This window comes from Nocardia sp. CA-107356, from assembly GCF_050946365.1.
GTDB lineage: Bacteria > Actinomycetota > Actinomycetes > Mycobacteriales > Mycobacteriaceae > Nocardia.
This window is the reverse complement of sequence record NZ_CP191992.1, coordinates 6794423-6818750: the sequence shown is the minus strand read 5'-3', so window position 1 is coordinate 6818750 and position 24328 is coordinate 6794423. Positions and strand designations below refer to the sequence as shown.

Below are 24328 nucleotides of genomic sequence, written 5' to 3'. Positions count from 1 at the left end.
CCCGTGTTGTCTGCGTGGCGCAGCGTGCAGCAACATCTGCGTACGGGAGGTCGCTACCGTTCGGTCGAGCTACCGCCAAGTCTAGGAAGATCGGTGCCACCCGCGCGTGAACCACAGCGTCACCCGGACTGAACGTAAGCGTCACGAACCGGCGTCGGCACTACGTGTTATCCCGGGAACGGGTTGACTGTCGGTATGTGTATCGGCATCGAAGCATTCATCACCGACGAGAGCATGCGACCCGACACACTGGCAGAGGCCGCCGAGGAACGGGGCATCTCGGGCTCGAGCCGAGGATCTGCTCGGGCTCGAGGTCGTGCTCGGCACCGCAGAGATTATGACCACCGGCGGTCGACGCCGCCGAAGCCCGCGTGTTCGACGGGGTACCCGATTGGCAACGAAAACTTGTACTGAGCATGCTGGCACGAGTTGCCGAGCGTGACCTGGCCGGAGGCTAGCCGCTCCGCCTGTTCAGGCATCCGGCTCTGCCTCCACGGCCAAGCGCGGCTGTACGGGGTATGCGACGTTCTGCGCCGGGACGTCCATTCGCGGGAAGTGGGTGGTTGGTCGCAGTTCTGTTGGGGCCGAGTGGGATTCGTGTGATGTGTCTTGCGGGGACTCTACGACGCCCTCTGTGCTCGGTGCCGTATCGGGTATCGCGGCGGCCTCGGAGATACGCATGGAGAAGGGTTTGAGCCGGGGCGCGGAGTCGTGTGAAGGGTCGCTGCCGGGCAGGGAGCTGCGCAATGCCGGTCGCGATGGAATGTCGCTTCGGGCGTGGGCGATGGGTGCGTTGCGTTGTTCGTTGGGTTGGTAGGTGTCGCGGTTCTGCCGGGTGGGGGCGATGGGTGCGTTGCGTTGTCGGTAGGTGTCGCGGTTTTGCGGGGTGGGGGCGATGGGTGCGTTGCGTTGTCGGTAGGTGTCGCGGTTTTGCGGGGTGCGGGCGATGGACGCGCGGCGTTCGTTCTCCTCGTACATGGTCGCCGTATCCCGGAGGTTCGTCGCGTTCTGCCGGAAGACTTCGACGACCTTGGACAAGGATTCGACGGTATTGTCGCGGTTCTTCTTGTACCCCTTCTCACCGTCGGCGAACTTGCGACCGGCTTTGTCGCCGCCCCACGGCTCGCCCTTGCTCTCGGAGGCGGACTTCAGCGTTTCCAGCAGCCGTTTGGTGGTGTCGGCGACGTCGTCGAATTCGTGTGCGGCGCGGCGTATCCCGTCCGGCTTGACCTCTACGGGCTTCTTACTCATCGTGTCCTCCGGTATTGGTGTCGTCGGCCAGGTGCCGAATCTCGGTGAGGCTGGGTGCCTCTCGTTCCGCGGCGTCGGTGCCGACGACTCCGGAGAGCCGGTCGGCGGGGAACTCGCGGCAGCGGGTCAGTGCGGCGGTGGCCGGTAGTCCGGCGCGGTAGGCGTCGCTGAACCGCAGTTGCCAGAGCCCTGCGGCGGTCTCCCCGGCTTGTCCGGCTCGGGCGCGTGGTAGATAGCCGCCCGCCTCGCCGGTGGTTGCGGCCCAAAGGTAGCCGACCACAGTGGATTCCATCCGGACCGGGAGGTATCGGACGGGGGAGTCGGTTTCGGTGGGGTAGGTCTGTAGCGGGACGCTCACCAGTGGTCCCCAGCCATGGCGGCGGTCGACCGGCGTGCCGTCGGGATAGGTGTCGTCCTGGACCAGCGGCCCTCACCCAGGGGCGGGCCGTCGGGATCGAGGCGGTCCCACAGCTCGGCGAGGCTCGGGGCGCGGCCGAACCGGATCCCGGGCGGAATCGTACCGGCGACCGGGTCTTCGGGTTCGCCGATCCATTCTTGGATGGCTTCCCTCGGTGTCAGGCCACGCCGGGCCGCGTCGTCGAGGCGGCGTTCCCAGGCGAGCAGGCAGTCGAGATCGTCTCCGGCCGTGGCGAGTTGGCGTTCGAAACCGGCTGCGTGGTGGTCTTCGGAGGCCCAGAGATACCCGATGAGCCGACCCTGCCGGTGCACCGGCAGGTAGGTCAGGGGGCGGCGGGTCCAGTGGCTGTAGGTGGTCGGGGTGTTTGTCATCGGCGCTCCGGTGAAGGGCTGGGCATGGTCGCTCGGGGTGGTTGCGGTGCAGCGGGCGAGTCGTCACCGCGGCGGTGCCCGGATTCCTCGGATTCCGAAGGAAGTTCAGCGAACAGGTGATCGATGTAGTCCGCTTGGTCCGGTAGCGCGGCGTGCAGGTCCCTGGCCAAATCACGTCCCCTTTTCTGCGACCGGTACTCGGCCTGCACCGCCCACAGTGTGTGCCGGTCCAGCTGCGCCACCAACGCCAGCGCGATCTGCGGCGTGGCCGCGGATAGCAAGCCCTGTACGCAGTCGTGCACTTCCTGCGAACCGGCAGCGGGCGGAGCCGAGGGCCACGCCGCGCCGGCGTCGCGGGTGCGTGCGGGGTGGGCACCGGTCGAATCCCCGGCCAGGTCGGCCATCGGCTCACGGGCGGCGGGGTGGACATCGGCAAAGGAGTGGGCGTCGCCGAGGGGTGGGGTAGCCCGCGCCGACGGCTCCAGGATGGCGCGCAGGACGGTGATGCCGTCGGGTCCCCGGTTCTCGATCTCGACGATCCGGTAGCGCGCACCGCGAGCCAGCACGAGTTCGTGCTGTTCCGGATGCATACCGTCCGCGCCGATATAGACGCCACGGGCGCCGGGCGGCACGACCAGCTCGAGGCGGAATACCGAACCGCCGGCCAGCGAAACCACACTGGGGCCGACCGTGGCCGACATGTAGCCGCTCTCCCGCTGGACAACGTTCCGCAGCCGTTCGAGGCTCCGGTCCCCGAGGGCGAGGTCATCGAGTGTGGTGCCGTTTTCGTCGACCGAGAGGAAGCCGATGTCCTTCAGGCCCCGGACGACGAGAATCGGCTCGGTGAGCCGCAGCGGGTGTTCGGTGGCCCGGTCGAGCAGGGCAATCTCGTGCCGGACGGCGGCCCGATCGAACCCGCGTCCGTAGCGGAATTCGTAGTGGGCGCGCAGGACACGATCTAGCCTGGTGTCGGCGACGAGCGCCTCCCACCTGGCCGCGGGTCGCGGGCCGGAGAGGAGTTCGGTCAGCGCCCGCAGTTGCTCGTCGTCGTCTGCGGTGCGGTTCTCCGTGGTGGTCAGCGCATCGCACCGATCGGCCAGCGCGGTGAACTTCGCGATCGCGACGCGCGGGCGACTCAGCACGCGCACGAGTTCGCGGTTCAGCTGGAGCCGCTCGATCCACGCGTCGAGGTCGTCGTCCGTGGCGGCGTTGCGCAGCGCGTAGTTGATCGCCTGCGTCTCCTCGTACGCGTGCAGCGCGTCGCGTACATCCTCGGGGTGTTCGTTCCAGGTGCGCAGCTGATGGCGGCCGAAGTAGTCGGCGGCATCATCGGTGTCGAATTGACGGCCGAGTCCGTCTCTCCACAGGTGCAGCTCCTCGGTCGCAGGCGGGAAGCCGTACGGCTGCGCCACCGAATGGTCCGTCGCCGCTGCATAGTTCGGCAGCGGGTCGAGCGCGGCATCGACCGCTCGAGCCATCGACATCCGGCCGGGTGCTACCGACCGCCTCGCGGGGTCGAGGATAACCAGGTCGGTGATGCGGCGCTCGGCCATTCGCCGCTCCAGTGTCGCCGTATTCACTCGCCCGGCCGCACTACCGAGACTGGAATCGTCGAGATCGTAGATGCGGAATTCATTCGTATCTCCGATGCGCTGCACCGCGAGCGTACGGAAATCGTGGTCGTCGACCATATTGTGCGGATTGGCCATCCACACGCGCGCATCGGCCGGCAGGTCCCGGACATCGGTGGACTCCCGCAGCAGGTGTACCGCGCCCTCGCCAAGACTCAGTTGCGCCCACCGGACCCATCGGGCCGATGTCTGTTCCGCGCTACCGGCATGCAGGCCGGCGATCACGTCGATCGCGTCCTGACGCTGCGCCGTGGTGAGCGTGTTGTAGTCGAATCTGCGTCCCCCGGCCGACTCGTAGAGCAGCCAATGCATCCCCAGCCAGCCACCGAACCGGCCCACCACATAACCGGGGAGCCTGCTCACCCGATGCGCGGGGCGGACCCACGGGTCCCAACTGTTGCCGTGGCTGGTCAAATGCAGATAGGGATTGCGCATGGTCGAAAGCTCGTGCCATGTCTCACTCAACACGTTCCGTCGGCGGCCATTGACCATCACCGCCGGGACATCGCGCGTGATCCCCCGGAACAGTCGGCCTATCCCGGATCCCGAACCGTCGGAGCGCTGCCGTGGCTCGACCCGGGACAAGGACGCCGGAAGTACACGAGGCTCCTGCTCCTGCCGCTGTTGCGGGGCGATCGAAGGGCCGGCCTTGTCAGGGGCGGGCTGCACGGTACTGCCATCGGTTCCCGGGGTGCCCCGGCGTCCGGTCGGGTGGGGTGTCGTGTCACCTGTCCGGCTGGGGCCTGCCACGGGACCGGCGGCTCCCACGCCTGGGCCGCTGTCCGCGACGGCTTGTTCGTGGGTGATGCTTTCCGGCCCGGCGGGGAGGTGGTCGATTCGGATGCCGGAATTACCGGTGGCGGTGTGGGCCAGGTTCAGGATGCTGGGACGGGAGGTGCCGCCATGTCCGTCGTCTGTCTGCCGCGGTTCGGCGATTGGCGGCGGTGTGTTGTGACCGCTCCGCGTAGGCGTAGTGGCGGAGGGTGCGCCGATGCGGATGTCTCGTGGGAACTCCGGGAATTCGCCGCGCAGGCGGAGTGGGCGGGCCGGTGTGCCCGCCGGGGTGTAGAGGACGGCGTGGACGCTGACCGCGCTGCCTTGCCCGGGGACTGTGCGTTTCGGATCACCGCCGTCGCGGACGAGGATGGCGCCGCGGTCGTTGACCATCCGGTAGGCGTCTGCGCCGATGCCGTTCGCGTTGTCGGCGGCGTGCACGCCGATGACCAGAGCCTGCGCTCCCGGACCGAGGATCTGTAGCTGCCGGGCGATGTGGTGCTCGTCGGCGTATCCGCGGAGCTTGCCACCGGCGGCCTTTTCGGCCTCCCGCCGTGAGCGGCCGGGCAGACCTCGGCTCCGGCGGCCGCGCAACGGCCCGGACCGGTACTGCGGCCGTATTGCGGTGCTGCCGTTGTCTTCCTGGATATCGGTCAGCGCGCGGACGAGGCAATCGTCGGCCGTTTCAGGACCGCGCGCGGTGATCTGCGGTCGATCGGTAACGGCCGCGTGGGTGGCGGTGCCGTCACCGTGGGTGCGGTCCGGGGTCGAGCGGGCGGTGGGAGTTGTTGTGCCGCTGGTTGTTCGATGCACGAACCGCTGGAAGAAGGCTTGGGCGCTACGGCGTGAGGCAGGTTCGGTCGACGAAGGTTGCGCGTGTCCTGCCGCCGGTGATATCGCCGCGTCGACGGTGGTGTGATGGCCGGTGAGACGGGAGACGAAGCCCCGCAGGCGTTCTCGTGTGCGTGATCTGCGTGCGGGTTGCTCGTGCGGGGTGTCGCCGGTGCGGACGTGCGTGCTGCCGTCTGTCCCCTGGGTGAGGGGACCCCGGCCTCCGGTCGTGGATGTTGTTGTGCCGTAGCGAGACTGGTGGCCGTCACCGGTGTCCGGGGTGTCGCCGATGTGGTCGTCGGGTGCCGCGGGTTCGGTACCCGGCGCATCGTAGACAAGGTCGGGGAAGTCCTCGAACGGTCCGGGGTCTCGGATCATGCGGGCCATCCCGCGTGGACGGGTCATCTCGGTCGAGCCCAATCGAGAGCCTGCCTGCGATGTTTCGCCGGGCTGTTCGTGTGTCTCGGAGTCGGGCGTGATCCCCGGTCGACGCCCAGCGCGCGGTGGCCCGCGCGTTTCCTCGATGCCGGACGAGTACATCGGTGGGAATTGTTGCGTTTCCCGGATCGATCCCGACTGCTCGAGAATATCGGGCAGGCCGGTATGCAGAAGTTTGCCGTCCTGGTCGTGGGTGGTCCGAATGGCGAACCGGTTCGGCCTGAAGGGATCAGCCCGCTGCTCGAGCGGTACCACGGATCTGTACCGGCCCGGAATCTCAATGGTCGTGTGCACCGGGGGAAGCCGGGTCTGCCTGTCGGAAGTGCGCTCGTCCCGGGGGGTTCCGGAATCATCGGGCGTGGTGCCGTGTGTGCGTTCGGTCTGCTGGGATGGGTCCTCATCGTGTGTGCCGTGGACGGAGTCGTCGTCGAAACGAGGTGCGGACCGACTGTGCTCCAGGCCGAGAGGGATCGCCGGGCCGATCGGCGAGGTGTCGGTTTCAGCCGCTCGCCCGTGCTGGAGGGAACTGGTCCGGGGCGGAATCTCGGGGGGAACGAGCCCACCGCGACGCCGGTCCTGGTCGTGGGTGCCGTGGTCGGAATCGTCGTCGTCGAAACGCAAGGCGGACCGGATGTGCTCGAGGCTGAGGGGGATCGCCGGGCCGATCGGTGAGGTGTGTTCGATCCTGGTCTGCTCGGGTTCGTCCCGGGAGGATTCGTGGGATTGTGCGGGGTGGTCCGGGCCGGTGCTGTAGACGGACTCGTCGTCGGACCGGTCGGCGTGGTCGATCGGTTTGTCGTCGGTGCTGTAAATCGACTCCCCGTCGTAGGCGTCGTGATCGGGTTCGTGCAGCGGGGATTCGTGGGATTGTGCAGGACGATCCGAATCGGCGCTGGCGACCGAGTGGTCGTCGGTGCCGTGCACCGACTCGTCGTCATCGATACGCAGTGCAGCCCGGATGTTCTCCAGGCGGAGGGGATTCCTCGATCCGATGGGAGATATGCGCTCGGCCTCGATCTGCTCGGGCTTGTGCAGAGGAGGTTCGCCGGGGCGTGCGGAGCGGTCCGAATGGGTGCTGGCGACCGACCCGTCGGAACGGGATAGGGGCGGGAAGTAGCCGGATGGCTCCTGCTCGGGCAGCGGTGCATACCGGACGGTGCCGGTGGACTCGGCGTAGCTCGTAGGCGAGGAAGCTCGGACAATGTCTTCCGGTGGCGCCCGCAGTTCGTCCACCCGATCGTGCTCATCCGTGGTGTCGTCGTGCGATGTCGGGTTGTGCTGCTCGCGCGCCAGGGCATCGAGCATTTCTTGCTGCAATTGCTCCACCCGGTCTCTGTCGGAAGAGTCATCCTGCCGTGGTTCGCTGTGGTCCGAGGTGGAGGACTGTTCGACTGGCGGCTTCTGCGTGCCCGGCGCCTCGGCCGTCTCGGCATCGGTCGCCAGGTAGTAGTGCTGGCCGGTGACGAGAACCGCACTGGTCGGATGGCGGTTGGTCAGCGCCTCGAACTCGGATTCAACAATCCCGTCACGCGTTATGGAATATACCGTGAGTGGCCGGTCGAACAGCCCTGTCGCTATATACATGACAAAATCGGCTGCCGAGTTGCGTTCGTATACTCCGAGGTTCCGGAGGCCGTCGATGTCCTCGCTCGTTACACCGTTGTTCGACATAGTGTCGAATTGCTCGTGCATTCTGTCGGTGATTCCGATCCGGAGTCCCTGAATTCGGCGGGCCAGTTCCGCACCCGCATAGTGCCTGCCGGGGAACAGGATGGCGTGCAGGACGTGGAACATACAGTCCGAGTCGGGCGGCGCGGACAGCCACGTCCGGTCGTCGATGTCTGGACGACCCGTTTCGAGCTGGGTCTCGGAGAACGGTGCGCCGTACTCGGAGTAGTCCTTGATGGTTTTCCCGTCGGAGAGCGTGTCGTGTCCGGGGCCGATCCTGAGCTCGTCGGCTCGGATCATCCAATAGTCCAGTGCCGCATCGAGTTCGGTGATCGGTTCGGGCAGCGCCGGGACCGGGCGCTCGGGCTCGGGCAGCGCATCTTCCGGAGTGTGCTGTTCACCGGCAGGCGCCTCAGCCCGCACTGGCTGGTGTGTCTGCTCGACCGAGTTATCAAGTGAGACATCATGGTCGGTGCCGGTATCTGCTGAATCTCTGCTGACGCCTGTGGGTTTCACCAGCGGGTCGGTGGTGCGTGCGAGGGCGAGGGGGATCGCTGGGCCGATCGGTGAGGTGTGCTCGATCCTGGTCTGCTCGGGTTCGTCCAGGGAGGATTCGTGGGATTGTGCGGGGTGGTTCGAGTCGGTGCTGTATACGGACTCGCTGTCGGACCGGTCCGCGTGGTCGAGCGGTGTCTGCGACCGCGGTGAGGGTTGAGGTTCCCGGTGTCCGGCCGGGTCGGCTGGATCCGGTTCGGGCAGCGGTGCGTATCGGACGGTACCGGTGGATCCGACGGTGTCGGTTGGGGAGGGGGGCCGGATATTGCCCGTGGGCGGGGCGGATTCGTTTACCGGGTCGCTCGGGTGTTCCGCGTCGTCGTGCGATGATCGGTCGAGTTGCTCTCGCACCAAGGCATCGAGCATTTCTTGCCGCAGTTCTTCCTCTCGGGAGGCGTCGGCGGGCTTCGGCTGCGGTCCGGGCTGTTCGCTCGGATCGGTGGTGTGGGTTTGCTCCTGGGGTGCGGAAGGGCTTGTGCCGGTGGACGATTCCTCGGTGGTGGCCGGGGTGCGTTCGATGGGTGCGTACCGGACGGTGTCCGTGGACCGCACGCTGCCGGTAGGCGAGGGGCTCCTGGCGGGTGCGGGAATCTCGGTGGAACTCGGCGTGACGGGCCGGTCCACGGAGTCCTCGGCAGGGGGCTCGCTCTGTGTCTCGTCCTGCCGCTCGGCCGCCGCATGGGCAGGCGAGTCGTCGAATGTGTGCCGGTCACCCGACGGCAGCTCGGTGGTGTTCGTCGGCTCGGGTTCGGTCTCCGCCGGCGTGATTTCGGACCCCGGTCGATTGTCGGGCGCCGTGGGGACCTGCGGTGGAACCGACGGGATATCGATCGGCGGCACGGTGCGGATCGGCACGGGCGCAGCAGGTTTGGGGCTCGAACCGTCCGCGCGAGGGTCCGAGTACGACGGTCCCGTCTCCGAGTCCGTGCGTGTGTGCCCGCTCCGGACCCGTTGCCGCAGCGGTCCTCTGGTCCGGGCCAGCACCGCGGGTGCGGGTCGGGCGGGCAGATTGGCCGAGGTGTCCTGCTCGGCCGGTTCGTCCTGCTCGGGAATTGTGTCCAGTGGGGTGCGGGACGTGGAAGTCTGCGGGGCGGTGGAGTCGGTGGTCTGTTCAACCTGCCGCGTGTTGTATGCGTCCAGGTTGTCGGTGGTGCGCCCGATAGCGTCCCCGGAGACGAAGAGTTTGCCTCTCCGGCCGCCGATTTCGATCTTGGCGAACCCGGCGAAGCGGTGATTCTCCGCGCCCTCGCCGGATTCCGTCACCGCGCCGGTGCCGATCTTGAGGATGTCGCGGCTCTCGCCGATGACGGCGCCGGACTGGCCCTGGGTCGCGCTGTTGCCGCCGATCGGCAGCCCGGACGGGTTGCCCCGGTTGGTGGAGTCCGCCGTGAAGGAGTTGGTGAGGCCGAATGTCAGGCCGACGGCGATCTCGTTGTCGGCCGTGCTGCTGGCGCTGGTCTTCGCGGTCCGGAAGTGGTCTATGGCGGTGTTTTTGCTGGTCAGATCGATGCGGGGGGCGTACAAGCTGACTTTGACGTAGGTGCCGGTGACCGTCTCGCCGTCGGCGTGCGCGGCCGGGGGTGGCACATGGTCACCCGAGCCCACGACGCCGAGGAAGGGGGCGGTGGATTCGGGCCCGAGCAGGGTGAGCCGATTCGAGGCGGCCAGGTCCCGCAGCCGGGTGAGCACGCTCGTCGTGGAGTAGGTCTGTTCGCCGATGCCGAGGGCGGAGCTGTCCAGGGACGGGTCGACGGCGCGGAGCGCGTCGGCCAGTTGCTTTGCGCCGCCGAAGTATTCGAGCGTGAACGGCCCGTCGGGTACCCAGGGCTCATCGAACAGGGCGCGCAGCTCGGCAGGGACCTCCATCTCGAGGGCGACGCCGTCGGCGGGGGCAGGCGGGCGGGGCACGGCCGGATCGGAACTGTAGATGCCGGGCGCGGTGCGGTGTGCGACGGCGCCGTTCTCGGTGTCGGAGGTGTAGAACCGGACCAGGTTGTCGGCGTCCACGGTGCCGCTGACCGTGCGGTCCGGCGGCGGGAGTTCGGCTTCGTTCAGCGGCGGGAGAATCCCGGTCGCTCGCCCGAAGGTCATGGTCGCTCGCCCCACGAAATTGACGAGATCGATCCCCTTGGACACCAGGTAGGTCTTCAAGTCCTCGGTCGCCAAGCGCGAGCTGACCGTCACCTCGTACACGTAGGGGATGGGAAATTCGGTGGTGCCCTGGACGACGGCGGCACCTCGGCCCTTCGTGGTGCTTGGGCCGGTGCGCTGCCACGACGCGGTACCGGGATCGTCGGTCCGGGTGCGGGCCCGGGTGCTCTTCCAGCCGAGGGTCAGGGCGCCCGCGGGCCGCACCGTGTTGGTCACCCCGCTGGGATTGAAGCCGATCTGGTAGCTCCTGGAACGTTTCGTGCCGACGGCGGTGGCGCCCGGGACGGGAAGCGCGCTGCCGTCGCCGCTAGAGGCGCCGATCACGGTGTCCATGGCGGAGGTGGGGGTGACCTGTTTGCCCAGCAGCGCGTCGAGATTGGTGCCGGGTGCGGGGAAGGCGGCGTACGAGATCGTCACCACGCGCGGCAGGATCGAGTAGGGCCACGAGCGATCGAGGAAACTGACGGAGACGCGGTTGCCGGGGAGGGTGCGCAGGCCGAGGCTCGTCGTCTGCCCGTTGATCAGGGGCAGGAGGGCGGAAAGGAAGTTGCTCGAGTCGACTTTGGTGATGCCGGGCGCGACCTGCTCCACGAGTGCTACCGCAAGGTTGTAGTAGGCCGCGCGCCCGCCCCTGAGGATGGCGCTCGTTACGGCGCCGCCGCCGAGGCTGCCGCCGCCGGTCTGCCGGAAGGTGATCGGCGGGAGCCGGTCGGGCCGCGGCGCGCGGGGGATCTCGTAATCGCTGTTCGCGCGGACGATTTCGGCCAGCTCGGGGTGATTCTGCAAGTCGTTGTCGACGAGGGAGAACTCCATATCCGGTACATCGATCATGCGGGTTGCCGTGCGGGGCGCGCCCGGAATCTGGTTGACGAGCCAGTTGCGGGTTCCCTTGGTGACCTGGAGCTCGAAGTGAGCGTCGGCGAAGAACCCGTGACCGACGCCTCCGACGTAGCTCGGGACACGGGACGCGTACGTGCTGTCGGCGGCCGAGTCGTTGTTTTCGGCGGAAGTGCTGTACTGGAAGTTGCCCGCCGGTGCGAAACTGCTGTCGACGGTCTCGCCGTAGCGGCCGCGCGGGGAGAGGCCCCAGCGGTGGCCCCGTTGGCGGGCCGCGGTGCGATGGTATTTGTTCTCGTGCCGGAGCCAGTGTTCGAGGTCCTTCTTTTCCGGCCCCAGATATCTGACTCTGTCCAGGTAGGCGGTGAGCGTCCACGTGTAGCCGCCGCCTCCCATAGCGCCTTCCTCGCTCGCGGCCTCGCCGATCAGGACATCCTGGAAGATCGGCAGTGCGTAGGCACTGAGATGGTGCGGCGAGAGGGCGGTGTGGGTGACCTCTGCGGTCATCGACCAGGGATTGGTGGCGGGCTCGCCGACCGCGTTTCGCCACATCCACCGGCCCGCGCCGGTTGCCTGATCGACCACCCAGTGCACCGCGCCGCGGAGGGCGCCGCCCACTTCGTGCCAATTCACCGTTGTGAGCGGGTCGACGTCGACATCATCAGAGGGGTCGCCCGGCATCTCGTCGGGTGACTGTCGCTCATCCGCCGAATCCGCAGGGAGGGCCTCCGGCGTCGGCGGGTCGGCGGGCGGGGCGGAGTTGCGGAGTTCCGCGATGGCGCCGGCGAGGGCTTTCCGGAGCGCCTTGCTGCCGACGACCTGCTCGATGACGGCGCCGTCGGGGATTCGCAGAACCCCGTCTTCGAGGGTGCGTCCCGCGGACGGCAGTGCGAGCCGCCGAGTGTCCCCGGGGGTCGGATTCCGGATAGTGAACGAGGGGCGTGGCGCGTCGGCATGCCTCTCGGAGAGGGTGCGGTTGGTGGGGACCGCCACGCTGAGGCTGCCGTTCCTGGTGACCGCCCGGGTGGATGCGCTGCCGGGGCGCCAGTGGGTGAATGTCATCGTGTAGCTGGCGGGAAGGGTGAAGATCTCGAGATCCGGGCTGCTGACGGTGTAGTTCTGTTCGCCGAATCCGGAGCTGGACCCTCGGCTCTTCGTGTTCTTCCGGGAGTGTTCGTAGACGCCGGTCACGCCCCCGAACGGCTGGTCGCGGGGGGCGCTCAACGGATTGGTCACCCCGGCGTTGATGCCGGCGCGCCAATTCCGCCACGGCACCGCCGCCGAGGACTCGTGGCCGCCGGAGGTCGCGGAGACGGTGTAGTTCTGCGTTTGCCATCCGGGCATCCTCCAGTCGTGGTCGACGCCGTCGTACGGGTCGTCCGAGAGATACTGCCGCGCGGTCTCGAGTGTGATCGACAAGCGCTCGGGGCCGGTCGGACCCGCCCGTTCGAACCATTCGACGAGGCCACCGTCGACCGCCTCGACCTGTCCCGAACGCCGGCCGAGCCGGCCGCGCATCCGATCGAAGTGGGTGACGTTCTCCAGCAGCTGGTTGGCGGTGATGTCCTGGGTGAGCCGATCCGCCAGTCCGGGGGAGTCGTGCTCGGACGGGGAGAAGCCGAGGTCGGACAGGATCTGTTCGGCTTCGTCGAACAGGTCCTCGGTGCCGTCGACGCTGAGCACCGTCGTGCTCGTTCCGAGCCTCAGATGCACGACATGCGGGCGCGGATACCGGGTTTCGTTGTCGGCGGGAGCGTGGCCGAGATCCCGCAGCGACGGCACCAGGGCACGGATCGGGTAGTCCTTCCCGCCGTGCAACGGGGTTCCGGGGGCGGGCTCGAGGGGTGGGCCGTACGGGCGGACCAGGTCGACGTAGAGGGTCATCTGCGGCGTCACGTTCAGGTAATCCCCCGCGAACCGCAGCGATTGCGCCGTGCTGGCCGAGTTCGCGTAGGTCAGTTCTTGGCTGAATTCGTCGAATACCCCGCCCCGGCCGGTGATTCGGCCGCCGATGGGTGCGAAGCCGGTCTCGTCGTCGGCGGCGCTGGAGCCCAGCTGGAACGTCAGCGCCAGGGAGAGGCCGAGTTCGTTCTTGATCGTCGAAGTCTCCTGAAGGCCCAGCTGCCGTGCCACGTAGAGCTCGACGCGGCTGTTCTTCGCGGTCGGCCCGGTGATCTCCGTACCGCCGTGCAGGACGGCGCGGAACCGCAGCTGCCCGATCGTGTCACCGGATGTGGTGTCCAGGGGCCGGGTCGACACCGAACCGCCTGCCATCAAAGGGATTGCGGCAGCGAACTTGCGCTCGTCGAAGAACCGCAGCAGCTCTGTGATGGAGCCGTCGGATATGTCGCGCAGAGCGGTCCCGAACGAGGCCATCAGATCGGCGCTGATCTGGTCGATATTCGGAACACCGAGGATGCCGTGCAGCGGGAACTCCTCCACCAGCTGCTCGATCGGCGCGGGAATCGTGGCGGGGTCTTCCGGATCGATTGTCGGCAGTTCGCCGCCCTCGGTCAGGTATCGAGGGAAGTAGCCCTGCAGCGGCGCGGCGTCGACGATGGTCTGCCAGCCGTCGGTCAGCTGGTGCGGAGCGAGCATGTCGGCCCGGCCGTTACCGGGGCGGAACTGCCACTCCCCGAGGAGTTCGTAGAGATCCGACGGGCCCAGGCTGCGCGGCTTCACGATCGACACCACGTCGGAATCCGCCTGCGTGCCGCCGGTGAATTCGTTGTAGGTGGCGAGAGGCTGCCAGGTGAAGGCGATACGGCGGAGCACACCGAGATCGACAAGCCAACGATGGACGAAGGAATACATACCCGATCGCTCGTTGGTATTGCTGTGCCGGTTACGGTGCTCGGCGGTGGCGAAATCTGCCCTCTGGTTGCCCACCGGAGGAACACCGCCGACCGGTGGCCGCTGGTTGTCCGACCGGCCGACGACCCGCCACGCAAGACGCAGGTGACCCGGATAGGGATTGCCCCGATACTCCGCCTCCACCGGCGTGCCCGACACGGTCATGAGCTGGTGGATATTCTGGGCGGCCGCCTTCACGGCGGGCCGCAGCAATGCCTCGAACGCCGGATCCGGGCCGTCGTCTCCCTCGATCAGCCCGATGATCCGCTCGCTCAGGCGCTCGATCTGATCGGGGGGAACGGGAAGCGGGTGGACCATGTCCTGGAGACCGTCGCGCCTCGTACCGATCTCCCGGAGCACCGGACTCAAACCGTCCGGCGGCGCAAGGGAATCGGCGGTACCGAAGAGGCGAGCCAGGCCGAAATCGGTGTCACCGTCCGGCGGCTCGCTCACCGGCGCGACGTGCCCGGGCCCATCGAACAGGTTGCCCAGCACATGATCTTCCGGACCGTCGAACAACGACCCACCCCGGCGCGCGACCCTGTCGTAGTCGACGGCCGCCAACTTCCTGTCAAAATCCGGACCGAAATAGGTCTCACCGTCCGGCGGCTCGAGCATCGATCCGGGACGACCGGGCCTCCGGTCGCTCGCGCCGATCCCGGTGTCGCCGGGAACCTCGGCACTATCGGCACTCGGCCCGGTGTCCGGTGCCCGTGATGCGGAATCCGTTGGCGGCTGGGCGAATAGGCGATCGATGTAGTCCTGCTCCTCCGGTAGCCCGGAGCGCAGATCCGCGGCCAGGTCACGCCCGCCGGTCTCCAGCTCGTACGCTGCGTGCAATGCCCGTAGCGCGCGTGGATCCTGCTCTGGCGTGGGCGCGGTAAGTACCGCTTGTAGGTAGTCCTCCACTCCCGGTAGTTCTTCCGGAGTTCGGTCCGGCCGGCCGGTCGGTTCGTCATCGCGGCTGCCCGCGCCGATGCGGATATCACCGAGGGCGCCGGCCCCGGTGCTGGGGTAGCCGGGGACCGTGAATGCTCCACCGTGTGCGTCGGCGGTCGGCGGGCTGAAGAATACGGCGGCGGTAGCGCGGACGTCGGCAGGGGGTTGGTAGATCTTGACTGGATTCGGGTCGCGCTTGATCCGCTTGTTGGTGCGCCTGATCGGCCCGTCGTTGCGCTCGATCGGCTCATCGTCCTCGGTCATCGGGTTGTAAGCCCGGACCTGCACCCCCGCTGCTTTGTCCTTGGGACCCACCGTATCGTCCGCGGGGTGTATCGGCCGGGTATAGAACTCGACGGTGTGTGCGCCGATGTTGTGCTGGGTGTCGCGGGTCCGGTAACCGTAGACGACGCTGGCCATGTACCCCCTCCCATACTTGCGCAGCACATCGGCGACCACGGTGTAGTCATCGAACTGTTGCAGTGGATGACCGGCCCCTTCCTCGAATTCGCCGGTACTCATGCCTTTCAGGCCGACCGGGGCCTCGGGAGGCCGGACCGGGTTGACCGAGTCGACGACCGAGCGATTGAGAGTGCGGATCGCGATGCGCCGCAGCACCAGTTGTCCGCAATCGTTGGTGTGCGGTTTGGGCTCCGGGGCGACCGGTCTGGTCCAATCCGACCCGCCACGTGGAACTTCGGGTTGTTCGACACTGACGGTCGGCGCACCACGGTAAATTGCCAGATCGCGCAGCGCACGGGCCTTCAGGTTGTAGAACTCTATGGGACCGGATCCGTCGTTTCTCTGGTCCCTGACGTCGAAGGTCTCATCACGCGCAACGGTAGCGATGGTCCTATAGCTGTCACCCCTGAATGTGAATGTCGTTCCGGGTGGAATGTGAGCCCATGCGAAATTATTGGGCATGCCGTCGATTGGATATATCCGCATCGCACTTCTCGCGCTCCTGGGCGGCTGAAGCGGCTTATTCTCGCGACGGGCCTCCGCAATGGATGCTGCGATAGCTTTTGCGCGGTCGACGGTATCGCGGCGTATCCACGCCGCCATCTCCTTCGGACGCTTCACCATTCCGCGTAGTGTAAAGACAAACCGCTCGAAGTCCGGTGGAAGCTTCAGTCCTCGGGTTTCCAGGAAGGCGAACGCGAGGTCATTCATATAGGCATCGGGCATGTAGTGCCCGCTGTGGTCGACGAATACCTTGATTACGCCACCCTCGACGACGATATCACCTGCGGCGCAGACGGTACGGCCGCCCAGGAACGACGTATGATGTATCGTGCCGACGACTTTCTCGGCAGCGTACATATTGCCGAATTCGTCCATGACGAACGCGGTTTCCTTGCCCCGTGGCGCCTCGAAAGCACGTCCGTCGCGCGCGTTGTACAGCTTGCCGTCATCTGGATTGAGGAATATGCGGTAGGATTCACGTTCCGCAGCGTCCATATAATGAACCGGTGTGGTGAACCGCGGCGGCTGATGGGTGAGGACTTCTTTGATATCAGACTTCACGGAAATGGGAGGCATATTGATTCTCGCGCCGATCGGCCGCAAATCGGTCGTATATGTCGGCCGACGGGCTGCGCCGATGAGGAAAGGCTTGGCTCGGCTGGCGATCATTTCGGTGAGTGGTGGTGGTATCTTGTCCCTCGGGACAACGACCGGCGTATCGAGGATGGGGGGTGGGGCGGGTCTACCCGTCGAAAACATCCTGCCGTCTTCGGTGACCCCGATCTCGTAGCCGCCGTTCGCCGAGTGTCGCAGGACAATGAACGAGCCCTGCGGAGAATTCGAGAAGACACCGTTGGAACGACCGCGGATAATGAAATTCATCCGCCTCCAATGGAACGCCGCCGCGACGACGAACGCCGTGCCGCTGGTTCCCATCATTCGGTTCCCGGAGAACTCACCACGTTCCACCGCTGCAATTTCCTCATCCAGCAGTATTGTGCGTTGGTTCCGAATATATTGCTGGAATTCGGGGCTCGTGGGAGCCGTTGCGTGCCGGACCTCGTCGTCCAATCGGTCGTTCGTGATTTCCCTCGAATATAATGCCTTGTTCGCTTCGAGTTGATCGGCCAGATCCTCGTAGAATTCCGATCTTTTCTCGTAATAGAAAATTCTGGCCAGCAGGGGGAACGGGGAATTGAGATCGTTCCTGGCTCGGTACCAATAAGGAGGAGGAGGAGCGATGGTCCGGGCAGATTTCACCGTATGTTCAGTGAGAATAACGTCGAGATTAGATTTATCGACGATACGGATGTCCTCGTTTCTGATTTCGAGCTTGCCATCGTCTCGGACGACTGCCGTCCTGGGGCCGTCGGCGGTACGGAAACGGAACTTCGTTCCAGTGAGGGCGCGAATATTTCGGTGCAGTTCCTCTTTGATGCGCTTCTTGTCCCAGGCGCCATTGAAGACCCGTGGCCGGACAACCCGTACCTCCTCGTTTGCCACGTGCCCGTCGAGAAGATCGTAAAAATCCGATCTTGCGACGGCGCGGGTATCTTCGTTGCGAACTTCGAGCTTGCCATCTCTGCGGACGACTGCAGACAAGGGCCCGATGGTGGTATCCAATCCGATGATGGTTCCAATATGGTAATGATCTTGGCGAAGCTTTTTTCTGATGTCCAACATTTCCCACGGCGGAGCGGCGACCCGTACTTCCCGAATCCCCGATGCGTATCGGGCGTGCTCCCAGAAATCCGCGAGGGTGTGCGAGCCGATCTCGATGGGCGAGTCGCCCTTCCGCGCTACCTCGACGTGGCCGTTCTCGAAGTTTGCACGGATATCCCCGCGCGTGGTCTGTATGTATATCGTCGTCCCGTCGCGGAGCCCGGTGCCGTGGAACCTGGAGACGAAATCGGACATGGCGAACGCATTGTGCGGCCGGACCACTCGAACATCTTCGATCTTCGCGGCGCGACCGGATCCGGCGCGATGCCAGAAACCGTCGACGGGGTGCGTCCCGATCGGGATGGGCGAGACGCGGCGCGTCCTGGAAGCGGCCTGCGGTGCATTCGATGGCCCGGCGGCGTCCGTGCGCTGACGCCTGGGCGCAGGCGGCCCGCTTTCGTTCCACTTCACATCGACACTGTCGTTTCCGAGGGTGGCAACGAGTTCTCCGTGCCGGGTCTGTATGTACAGCCTTGTCCCGTCCGGGAACTCGGCATCGGGGGACCTCGAGACGAGTTCGGCCATGGTGAACGTGTCGTGCGGCGGGACAACCCGTACTTCCTGGAATTCCTGCGCCACGTGCTCGGATCCGGCGTAGCCCCAGAACTCGGCGGCCGGGTGACGCCCGACCGGGATGGGGTCGTTGCGCATCACCTCGACGCCGTCGGTTCCGAAGGTGACAACGAGTTCCCCACGCTCGGTCTGCATATACAGCCGCGCACCCTCTGGGAATTCGGCACCGTGGAACCTGGAGAGGAAGACAGCCATGCTGTACGTCTCGGGCGGCCGGACCGGGGCAGGCGTGAGAGCGGGGCCCGGGGCATCCTCCAGGGTGGTTTGTGGTTCGGCGCCGCCGCGGAGTGGTTCGGTGGATTGGGTAGTGGTGTCCGGGGTGGTGGTGTGGGTGGTGACGGGTTGGCCGTCGGCGTGGATGGCGACGTGGTAGTGGCCACCGCCGATGTTGTCGCGGAAGAAGCTGTAGGTGGGGGTGTCCGGGGTGCCGTGGTGGAGATGGTGGGTTGTGCCGTCCGGGTGGTGGATGTCGAGGTTGAGTCCGAGCGTGCGCGCTGTTGCGGGGAGCAGGAATTCGGCGGCAGGGTCGGTGTATCGGGCATCGAGAAGGAGATTCTCGAGCTGGCCGGCGAAAGCGTCCCGGCGGAGCCGCTCGTATGTGTCCCGGCGGTGCTGCTGATATGCGTCGCGGCGTTCGGTATCGGAGCCACCCGGCAGGAATTCGGCGGGCGGGTTCCCGGGCATGAAATGGCGGGGTGCGGCGGGAGGCATGAAGTCGTCGAGGCTGCCGGTCCGGCCGAGGTAGGCGGCTTCCACGGCGTGGGCACGCAAGTCCAGATGTGCATCGGGGTCGTTCATGTCGAGTACGCGAGCGACGGCATGGAACATGCAGTTACCGTCGCCCGGTTGTGATTCCCATACTCCGCCGCCGGGTGCGGGAATGTTGTCGGTGTGTGGGCGAAGTGCAGGGTCGTTGGCGTGCTGGGTGGCGCCGCCCCTGAGGGGCTGGTGTTGGGCGGTGGGGTCAATCGTGGGGTCGGTGATGTAGCTGCCGTCGGTGTCGTGGATCCCGGACTCCCAGGTACTCGTCGGGTTGTCCCACAGTGTCGGGTTGTCCTGCAGTGTCGGGTCGTCCCACAGTGTCGGGTCGTCCCACGGTGTTGGGTTGTCCTGCAGTGTTGGGTTGTCCCACAGTGTTGGGTTGTCCTGCAGTGTCGGGTTGTCCCACAGTGTCGGGTTGTCCCACAGTGTCGGGTTGTCCTGCAGTGTCGGGTTGTCCTGCAGCGTTGGGTTGTCCTGCAGCGTTGGGTTGTCCCACAGTGTCGGGTTGTCCCACAGTGTCGGGTTGTCCTGCAGCGTCGGGTCGTCCCACAGCGTCGGATCGTCCAGCAGCGTCGGGTTGTCCCACGATTGATTTGTGATATCTGTCTGTGTGGTGGGGTCGGTGGTGTAGTTGCCGTCGGTGATCGGGGGGGCGCTGGGGAGGTCTGCCGTACCCGATCCCTGCAAGGTCTGGGGGTGTTGCCGTGCTTCTTGCGCGATCTGCTCGACATCGACCCCCTGGCCGAGGGCCTCGCGCTGCCATTGCACAGCCTGAGCCACGTCCGTCGCCCCGAGCCTGCCTACCGCGGCGATCACGGTGCGCCGCAACGAGCTCCGGTCAGAGTCGAGTCGTGTTGCGGTTACTTGGTAGTTCTCGTAGATGGTGTACTGCTCGAGCGCGTTTCTTTGCGGGTCTGTCAGTGGCCGGACCGATCCCTGCAAGGTCTGGGGGTGTTGCCGTGCTTCTTGCGCGATCTGCTCGACATCGACCCCCTGGCCGACGGCCTCGCGCTGCCATTGCACAGCCTGAGCCACGTTCGTCGCCCGGAGCCTGTCTACAGCGGCGGCCACGGCCTGCCACACTGTGGGCGGCCTGATGCCGAGTCTCCGTGCGGCTACTTGGTAGCTCTCGTAGATGGTGTACTGCTCGAGCGCGTTTCTTTGCGGGTCTGTCAGTGGCCGGACCGATCCCTGCAAGGTCTGGGGGTGTTGCCGTGCTTCTTGCGCGATCTGCTCGACATCGACCCCCCGGTCGAGGGCCTCGCGCTGCCATTGCACAGCCTGAGCCACGTCCGTCGCCCCGAGCCTGCCTACCGCGGCGATCACGGTGCGCCGCACCGAGCCGCGGTCAGTGTCGAGTCGTGTTGCGGTTACTTGGTAGTTCTCGTAGATGGTGTACTGCTCGAGCGCGTTTCTTTGCGGGTCTGTCAGTGGCCGGACCGATCCCTGCAAGGTCTGGGGGTGTTGCCGTGCTTCTTGCGCGATCTGCTCGACATCGACCCCCTGGCCGACGGCCTCGCGCTGCCATTGCACAGCCTGAGCCACGTTCGTCGCCCGGAGCCTGTCTACAGCGGCGGCCACGGCCTGCCACACTGTGGGCGGCCTGATGCCGAGTCTCCGTGCGGCTGCTTCGTAGCTCTCGTAGATGGTGTACTGCTCGAGCGCGTTTCTTTGCGGGTCTGTCAGTGGCCGGACCGATCCCTGCAAGGTCTGGGGGTGTTGCCGTGCTTCTTGCGCGATCTGCTCGACATCGACCCCCTGGCCGACGGCCTCGCGCTGCCATTGCACAGCCTGAGCCACGTCCGTCGCCCCGAGCCTGCCTACCGCGGCGATCACGGCGCGCCGCACCGAGCCGCGGTCAGTGTCGAGTCGTGTTGCGGCTACTTGGTAGCTCTCGTAGATGGTGTACTGCTCGAGCGCGTTCCTTTGCGGGTCTGTCAGTGGCCGGACTGCTTGTGTGTGGCCCGAGTCGGTGCCGGTGTCCCCCGCCACCGCCGCGTCGCCCACTGCGGGCTGCACAATCCTGACCACACCCCCGGCGCTCAGCGCCGAGGACCCCTGCTGCACAGCCGCCCAGAACTCATCCGCACTCAGTTCCCTCGTCAGACCATGACCAGCACCAACCACCCGCACACCCACAGGCTCCACCGACGCGGTCATCACAACACGATTGCCGGCACTGAACTCCAACCGCGTCCCCACCGGAAAATCAACCCCCGAGAACCTCTCCCTGAACACCCGCCAATCGAGCACATCAACCCGATCGCCCCATTGCACGTTCGTGGTATCGCTGCTGTTGCCGTGTTCGGGGCCGAGGCCGATGCGTGGTTCGTTGGTGGTGGGTGTGTGGCGGGGACCGGTTGTGCCGGTGTGTGTTCGGGCTGCCGGAGCGGTGTTGTCGTTGTTCTGGCTGGGCCAGGCGAGATTGTCGTCGCGAGTGTTGCCATGTTCGGGACCGGGGCCAGCGCGCGGTCCGGGGGTGGTCGGTGGTGTCGTGCCGAGGTTCGCGTCGGCGGTGGTCTCGGGTCCGTAGAGGCCGTGCGCGCCGGGACCACTTACCCGAATGCGGCCGAACTTCGACAGGTGTTTGAGGGGAACGGCGACGATGCCCGGGCGAGGGGTGGTGTTGTCCGGCGGGTCGATGCGGTCCGGATCGGGAACCCATGTCCTGTCTCCGGGGGCTCTGCGCATCTTGGCACCGGTGGACGCCGAGGTCCAGAACCGCTGTCTGTCGGCGGTTTGCCAGTGCCTGCCGTGGACCGGAGAGAACCATTCCGAGGTGCCGTCCGGGGATCGGCGGGTGCGGGTGCCGTTCGCGTCGACGGTGTACACCGACCGGTCCGGGGCCTGGAGGTATTCGATATCGCCCTTCGAGACGAGGTTGCCGCTGTTGCGGTTGCCGTGTGGGTCTTGGAGTACGAGCCCGACCGGTCGTCCCTTGTCGTCGCGTTCGACCCCGAGGAACTCGTATGCGTGTTGGCCGACCAAACCGGGCACGGCGGTCCTGTTTTCGTGGTCCGATCCGAAGTTGTACGTCGCGATGGTGACCGTAGTGCCGCGCTCTTGCCGCAGCGCCCAGTCGATGCGGTCGGCGATCGCTTGCTCGAGGAACTCGTGGCCGGTGGGGAACACCCGGTGCTGGGGCGGTCCGCTGTAGACAGCGCGGTGATATTCGGCCAGGATGTGCTTCTCGGTGGGCCATTCCTCCGGGAACTGTTCGTCGAGGTATTTGCGGAAGCCTTCGGGCGAGCGGAGGTCGTCGGTCTCCAGGAACCGGTTGTAGGCGATGGTGCGGTCGGCCTCGTTGACGTCGCGGATGTCGGGATGATCGTTGGGGTTGTCCGGATACGCGGCGACGATGGCGTCCCATCGGATATCGCGCCGAGCCCCGATCTCCCGCTGGAGGTCCTCGACGTACCCGGAGACATGGTCCGCGAATTCGGGGTCTCCGTGGCCCGCCGACATCAGTTGCCGCAGCGTGTCGGTGTCGAAACGGAACGGGTGCAGGAAGTCTTTGTCCTCGACGACCCGGCTGGGCTGTGTCAGCGCCCCGCCGTCGGCGCGGTAGAAACCCTTGTCGAGGTAGGGCTGGGCATTGATCCCTTCGAGTCCCCGATAGCCGTCGATCCCGCCGATGCGTTGCGCGAAGGCCTTCTCGATCACGCTGGGCCACAAGGGCTCTCCGGGTTCGTGGCCGGCGAAATGCCCGCTCTCACTGCCTGCGGTTACATAGATTTCGTCCAGTTCGACCGGCTCCCAGACGAATTCGCCGTCGATAACCAGTCGGACGCTGGCCCAGCCGTTTTCGTGGTCGTGCAGCAGTTCGCGGATCAGCTGTGGGTCGCGGTCGGCCCTCGCCTGGAGCAGGGCGATCAGGTCGCAATCGCCGGTGCGGCCCTGACGTGCGTCTCGTGACCGCGGATCGTGCGGGAACAGCTGCCCGCCAGGCCGTTCGACCAGTGTCGGCATGTCGGGCAGGACCTGGCGGGGAATGTTGTGGGCGAGCCAGTGGTCGTCTCCGGGGTACTTGATCGACAGGCCATGCGGTCGGGGCAATGCCACGAGTTCGGTTTCGTACGGTATCGATCCGATGCCGAAGATTCGGATCTCCCCCGATACGTCCAAGCTGAGGGTGCCGTGATCGCTGCCCGTTCCGGGCTGGAACGCGAACTCGGGCACCATATCCACCGGAAGGACGGCGTCCTGTCCGTTCGGGCCCGCGTTCGGCAGGCTGAAGTAGGGACGACCCACCCGCGGGACGACCAGGTCGGCCTCGACATCGCCGCGGGAGGGCAGCAGCAGAACGTGCCCGGCGTGGTTGACGACGGTGAGGGCGGCACCGCCTTCGGGATGCTCGATGCGGTCGGCCGTGACCGGGACCGCAATTGGTTCCCGGGGGAGTTTCGTCTGCTGTTCGGCCCATGTGGGCGGCTGCGGTCCGGAGTCGTCGAGATGGGTTCGTGACGGGTGTTCAGTGGTGGGCTCGGGCCATTCGGATCCGAGTGCGTCCCGCAGGTGGTCGCCGAAGTAAGTGTCGTCGCCCACGGGTTCGAACGCCTGTATGGGACGTACAGGGCCGACGATCTGGTCTGCCGGTGTGCGGCCCGCGCTTGTTTCCACGGGATCTGCGGGCACCAGCGCCAGTTTCTCCGCGGCCGAGAGGTTTTCCAGGCGCTCATGGTCGGGGAGCGGGGGAGGTTTCTCGAGCCCGTGCTCGTCGTACTCGACTTCGGTCTCGTCGGAATGTGCTCGGGAACTGTCGGCCGAGCTGGAAGGTTTTGCTTCTTCCGGCCGCTGCAGCAGGTGCTCTTCGTCTTTTCGCAACTGCTCCAGCAGGTGCGAGCCGAAGTAGGTGTCGTGGGTGCCGGGCTCGAACGCGGTCACCGCTGCGGTCTCGGCATCGGCGGTGATTCCGAGGGTGACAGGTCCTCGGGGGGTGCTGCCGTCCGACCTATGGCCGATCGTGCGATCGGCGAGCCGTTCCCGCTCGCCGCCGACGGCTGCCCGCGGCGCGGGGGTGTCGTCTCTGGGCGCGGGGGCCTGGGTGGTGTGGCTGGTAAAGCGGTGTGGTGCTGGACCGCCGGCGGGGTGGGTGCTGCCGTCGGTGGGACTCGTAGCAACACCGCTCCCCGCCACCGCGGGCAGCAACCCCCACTCACGCGCTACCCGTCCCAAATCCTCGGCATCCGCATCATCCCCCAATCCCAACTTGCCGGACAGTGCCCGCACACGCATCCTGGCGGCAGGTTGCCTGATTCCGAGGGAATGTTGCAGCGCGTATAGATTGACATATCCATCGCGGACGATCCGGTACAGCAGGCTCAATTCATCATCCGTTAGCGACACACGAGCACCCGACTGCGGATCGGAACCGTAATACTCGAAATCCAGATCACCCGGCATCGGATTACGATCCAATACCTCCCAGGCGCGGGCCGCTCGCACCGCACCCAGATAATTACGGTCAGCACCCACCAATAGCAGCTTGTTGTATATAGATTTGAGGCGATCCTTGACTCTGCTCACTGCGTTGGGGATATTCGAGACCTCGACCGCCTCGACCGCCTCGAGCTCTGCGGCCACATCCG

At 66.3% G+C, this 24328-nt stretch carries 4 protein-coding genes (1 of these 4 only partly in view); all 4 read right to left on the bottom strand.

From position 1 onward, the window contains the following. Positions 1–471 precede the first annotated feature (471 nt). Tightly spaced (each overlapping or abutting the next), the 4 genes in view from ACQP1G_RS30540 to ACQP1G_RS30525 form a layout consistent with a single transcriptional unit that may run on beyond the window. Complete coding sequence (locus ACQP1G_RS30540; RefSeq protein WP_433193052.1) at positions 472–1251, bottom strand: WXG100 family type VII secretion target; 780 nt, start codon at positions 1249–1251, stop codon at positions 472–474. Then, a complete protein-coding gene (locus tag ACQP1G_RS30535; RefSeq protein WP_433193051.1) occupies positions 1244–1609 on the bottom strand; it encodes a hypothetical protein in 366 nt (121 codons plus the stop codon). The genes ACQP1G_RS30540 and ACQP1G_RS30535 overlap by 8 nt, the downstream gene beginning before the upstream one ends. Then, positions 1606–2040 (bottom strand): hypothetical protein, encoded by a 435-nt coding sequence (locus ACQP1G_RS30530; protein WP_433193050.1) that lies wholly within the window; start codon positions 2038–2040, stop codon positions 1606–1608. Before ACQP1G_RS30530 ends, ACQP1G_RS30535 begins: the two co-directional genes overlap by 4 nt. Then, on the bottom strand, positions 2037–24328 hold the 3' portion of the coding sequence (locus tag ACQP1G_RS30525; RefSeq protein ID WP_433193049.1) for an ADP-ribosyltransferase. The gene runs 14707 nt beyond the window's last position; 22292 of the gene's 36999 nt are visible here — the last part of the coding sequence; its start codon lies off the right edge, out of view; the stop codon is at positions 2037–2039. The genes ACQP1G_RS30530 and ACQP1G_RS30525 overlap by 4 nt, the downstream gene beginning before the upstream one ends.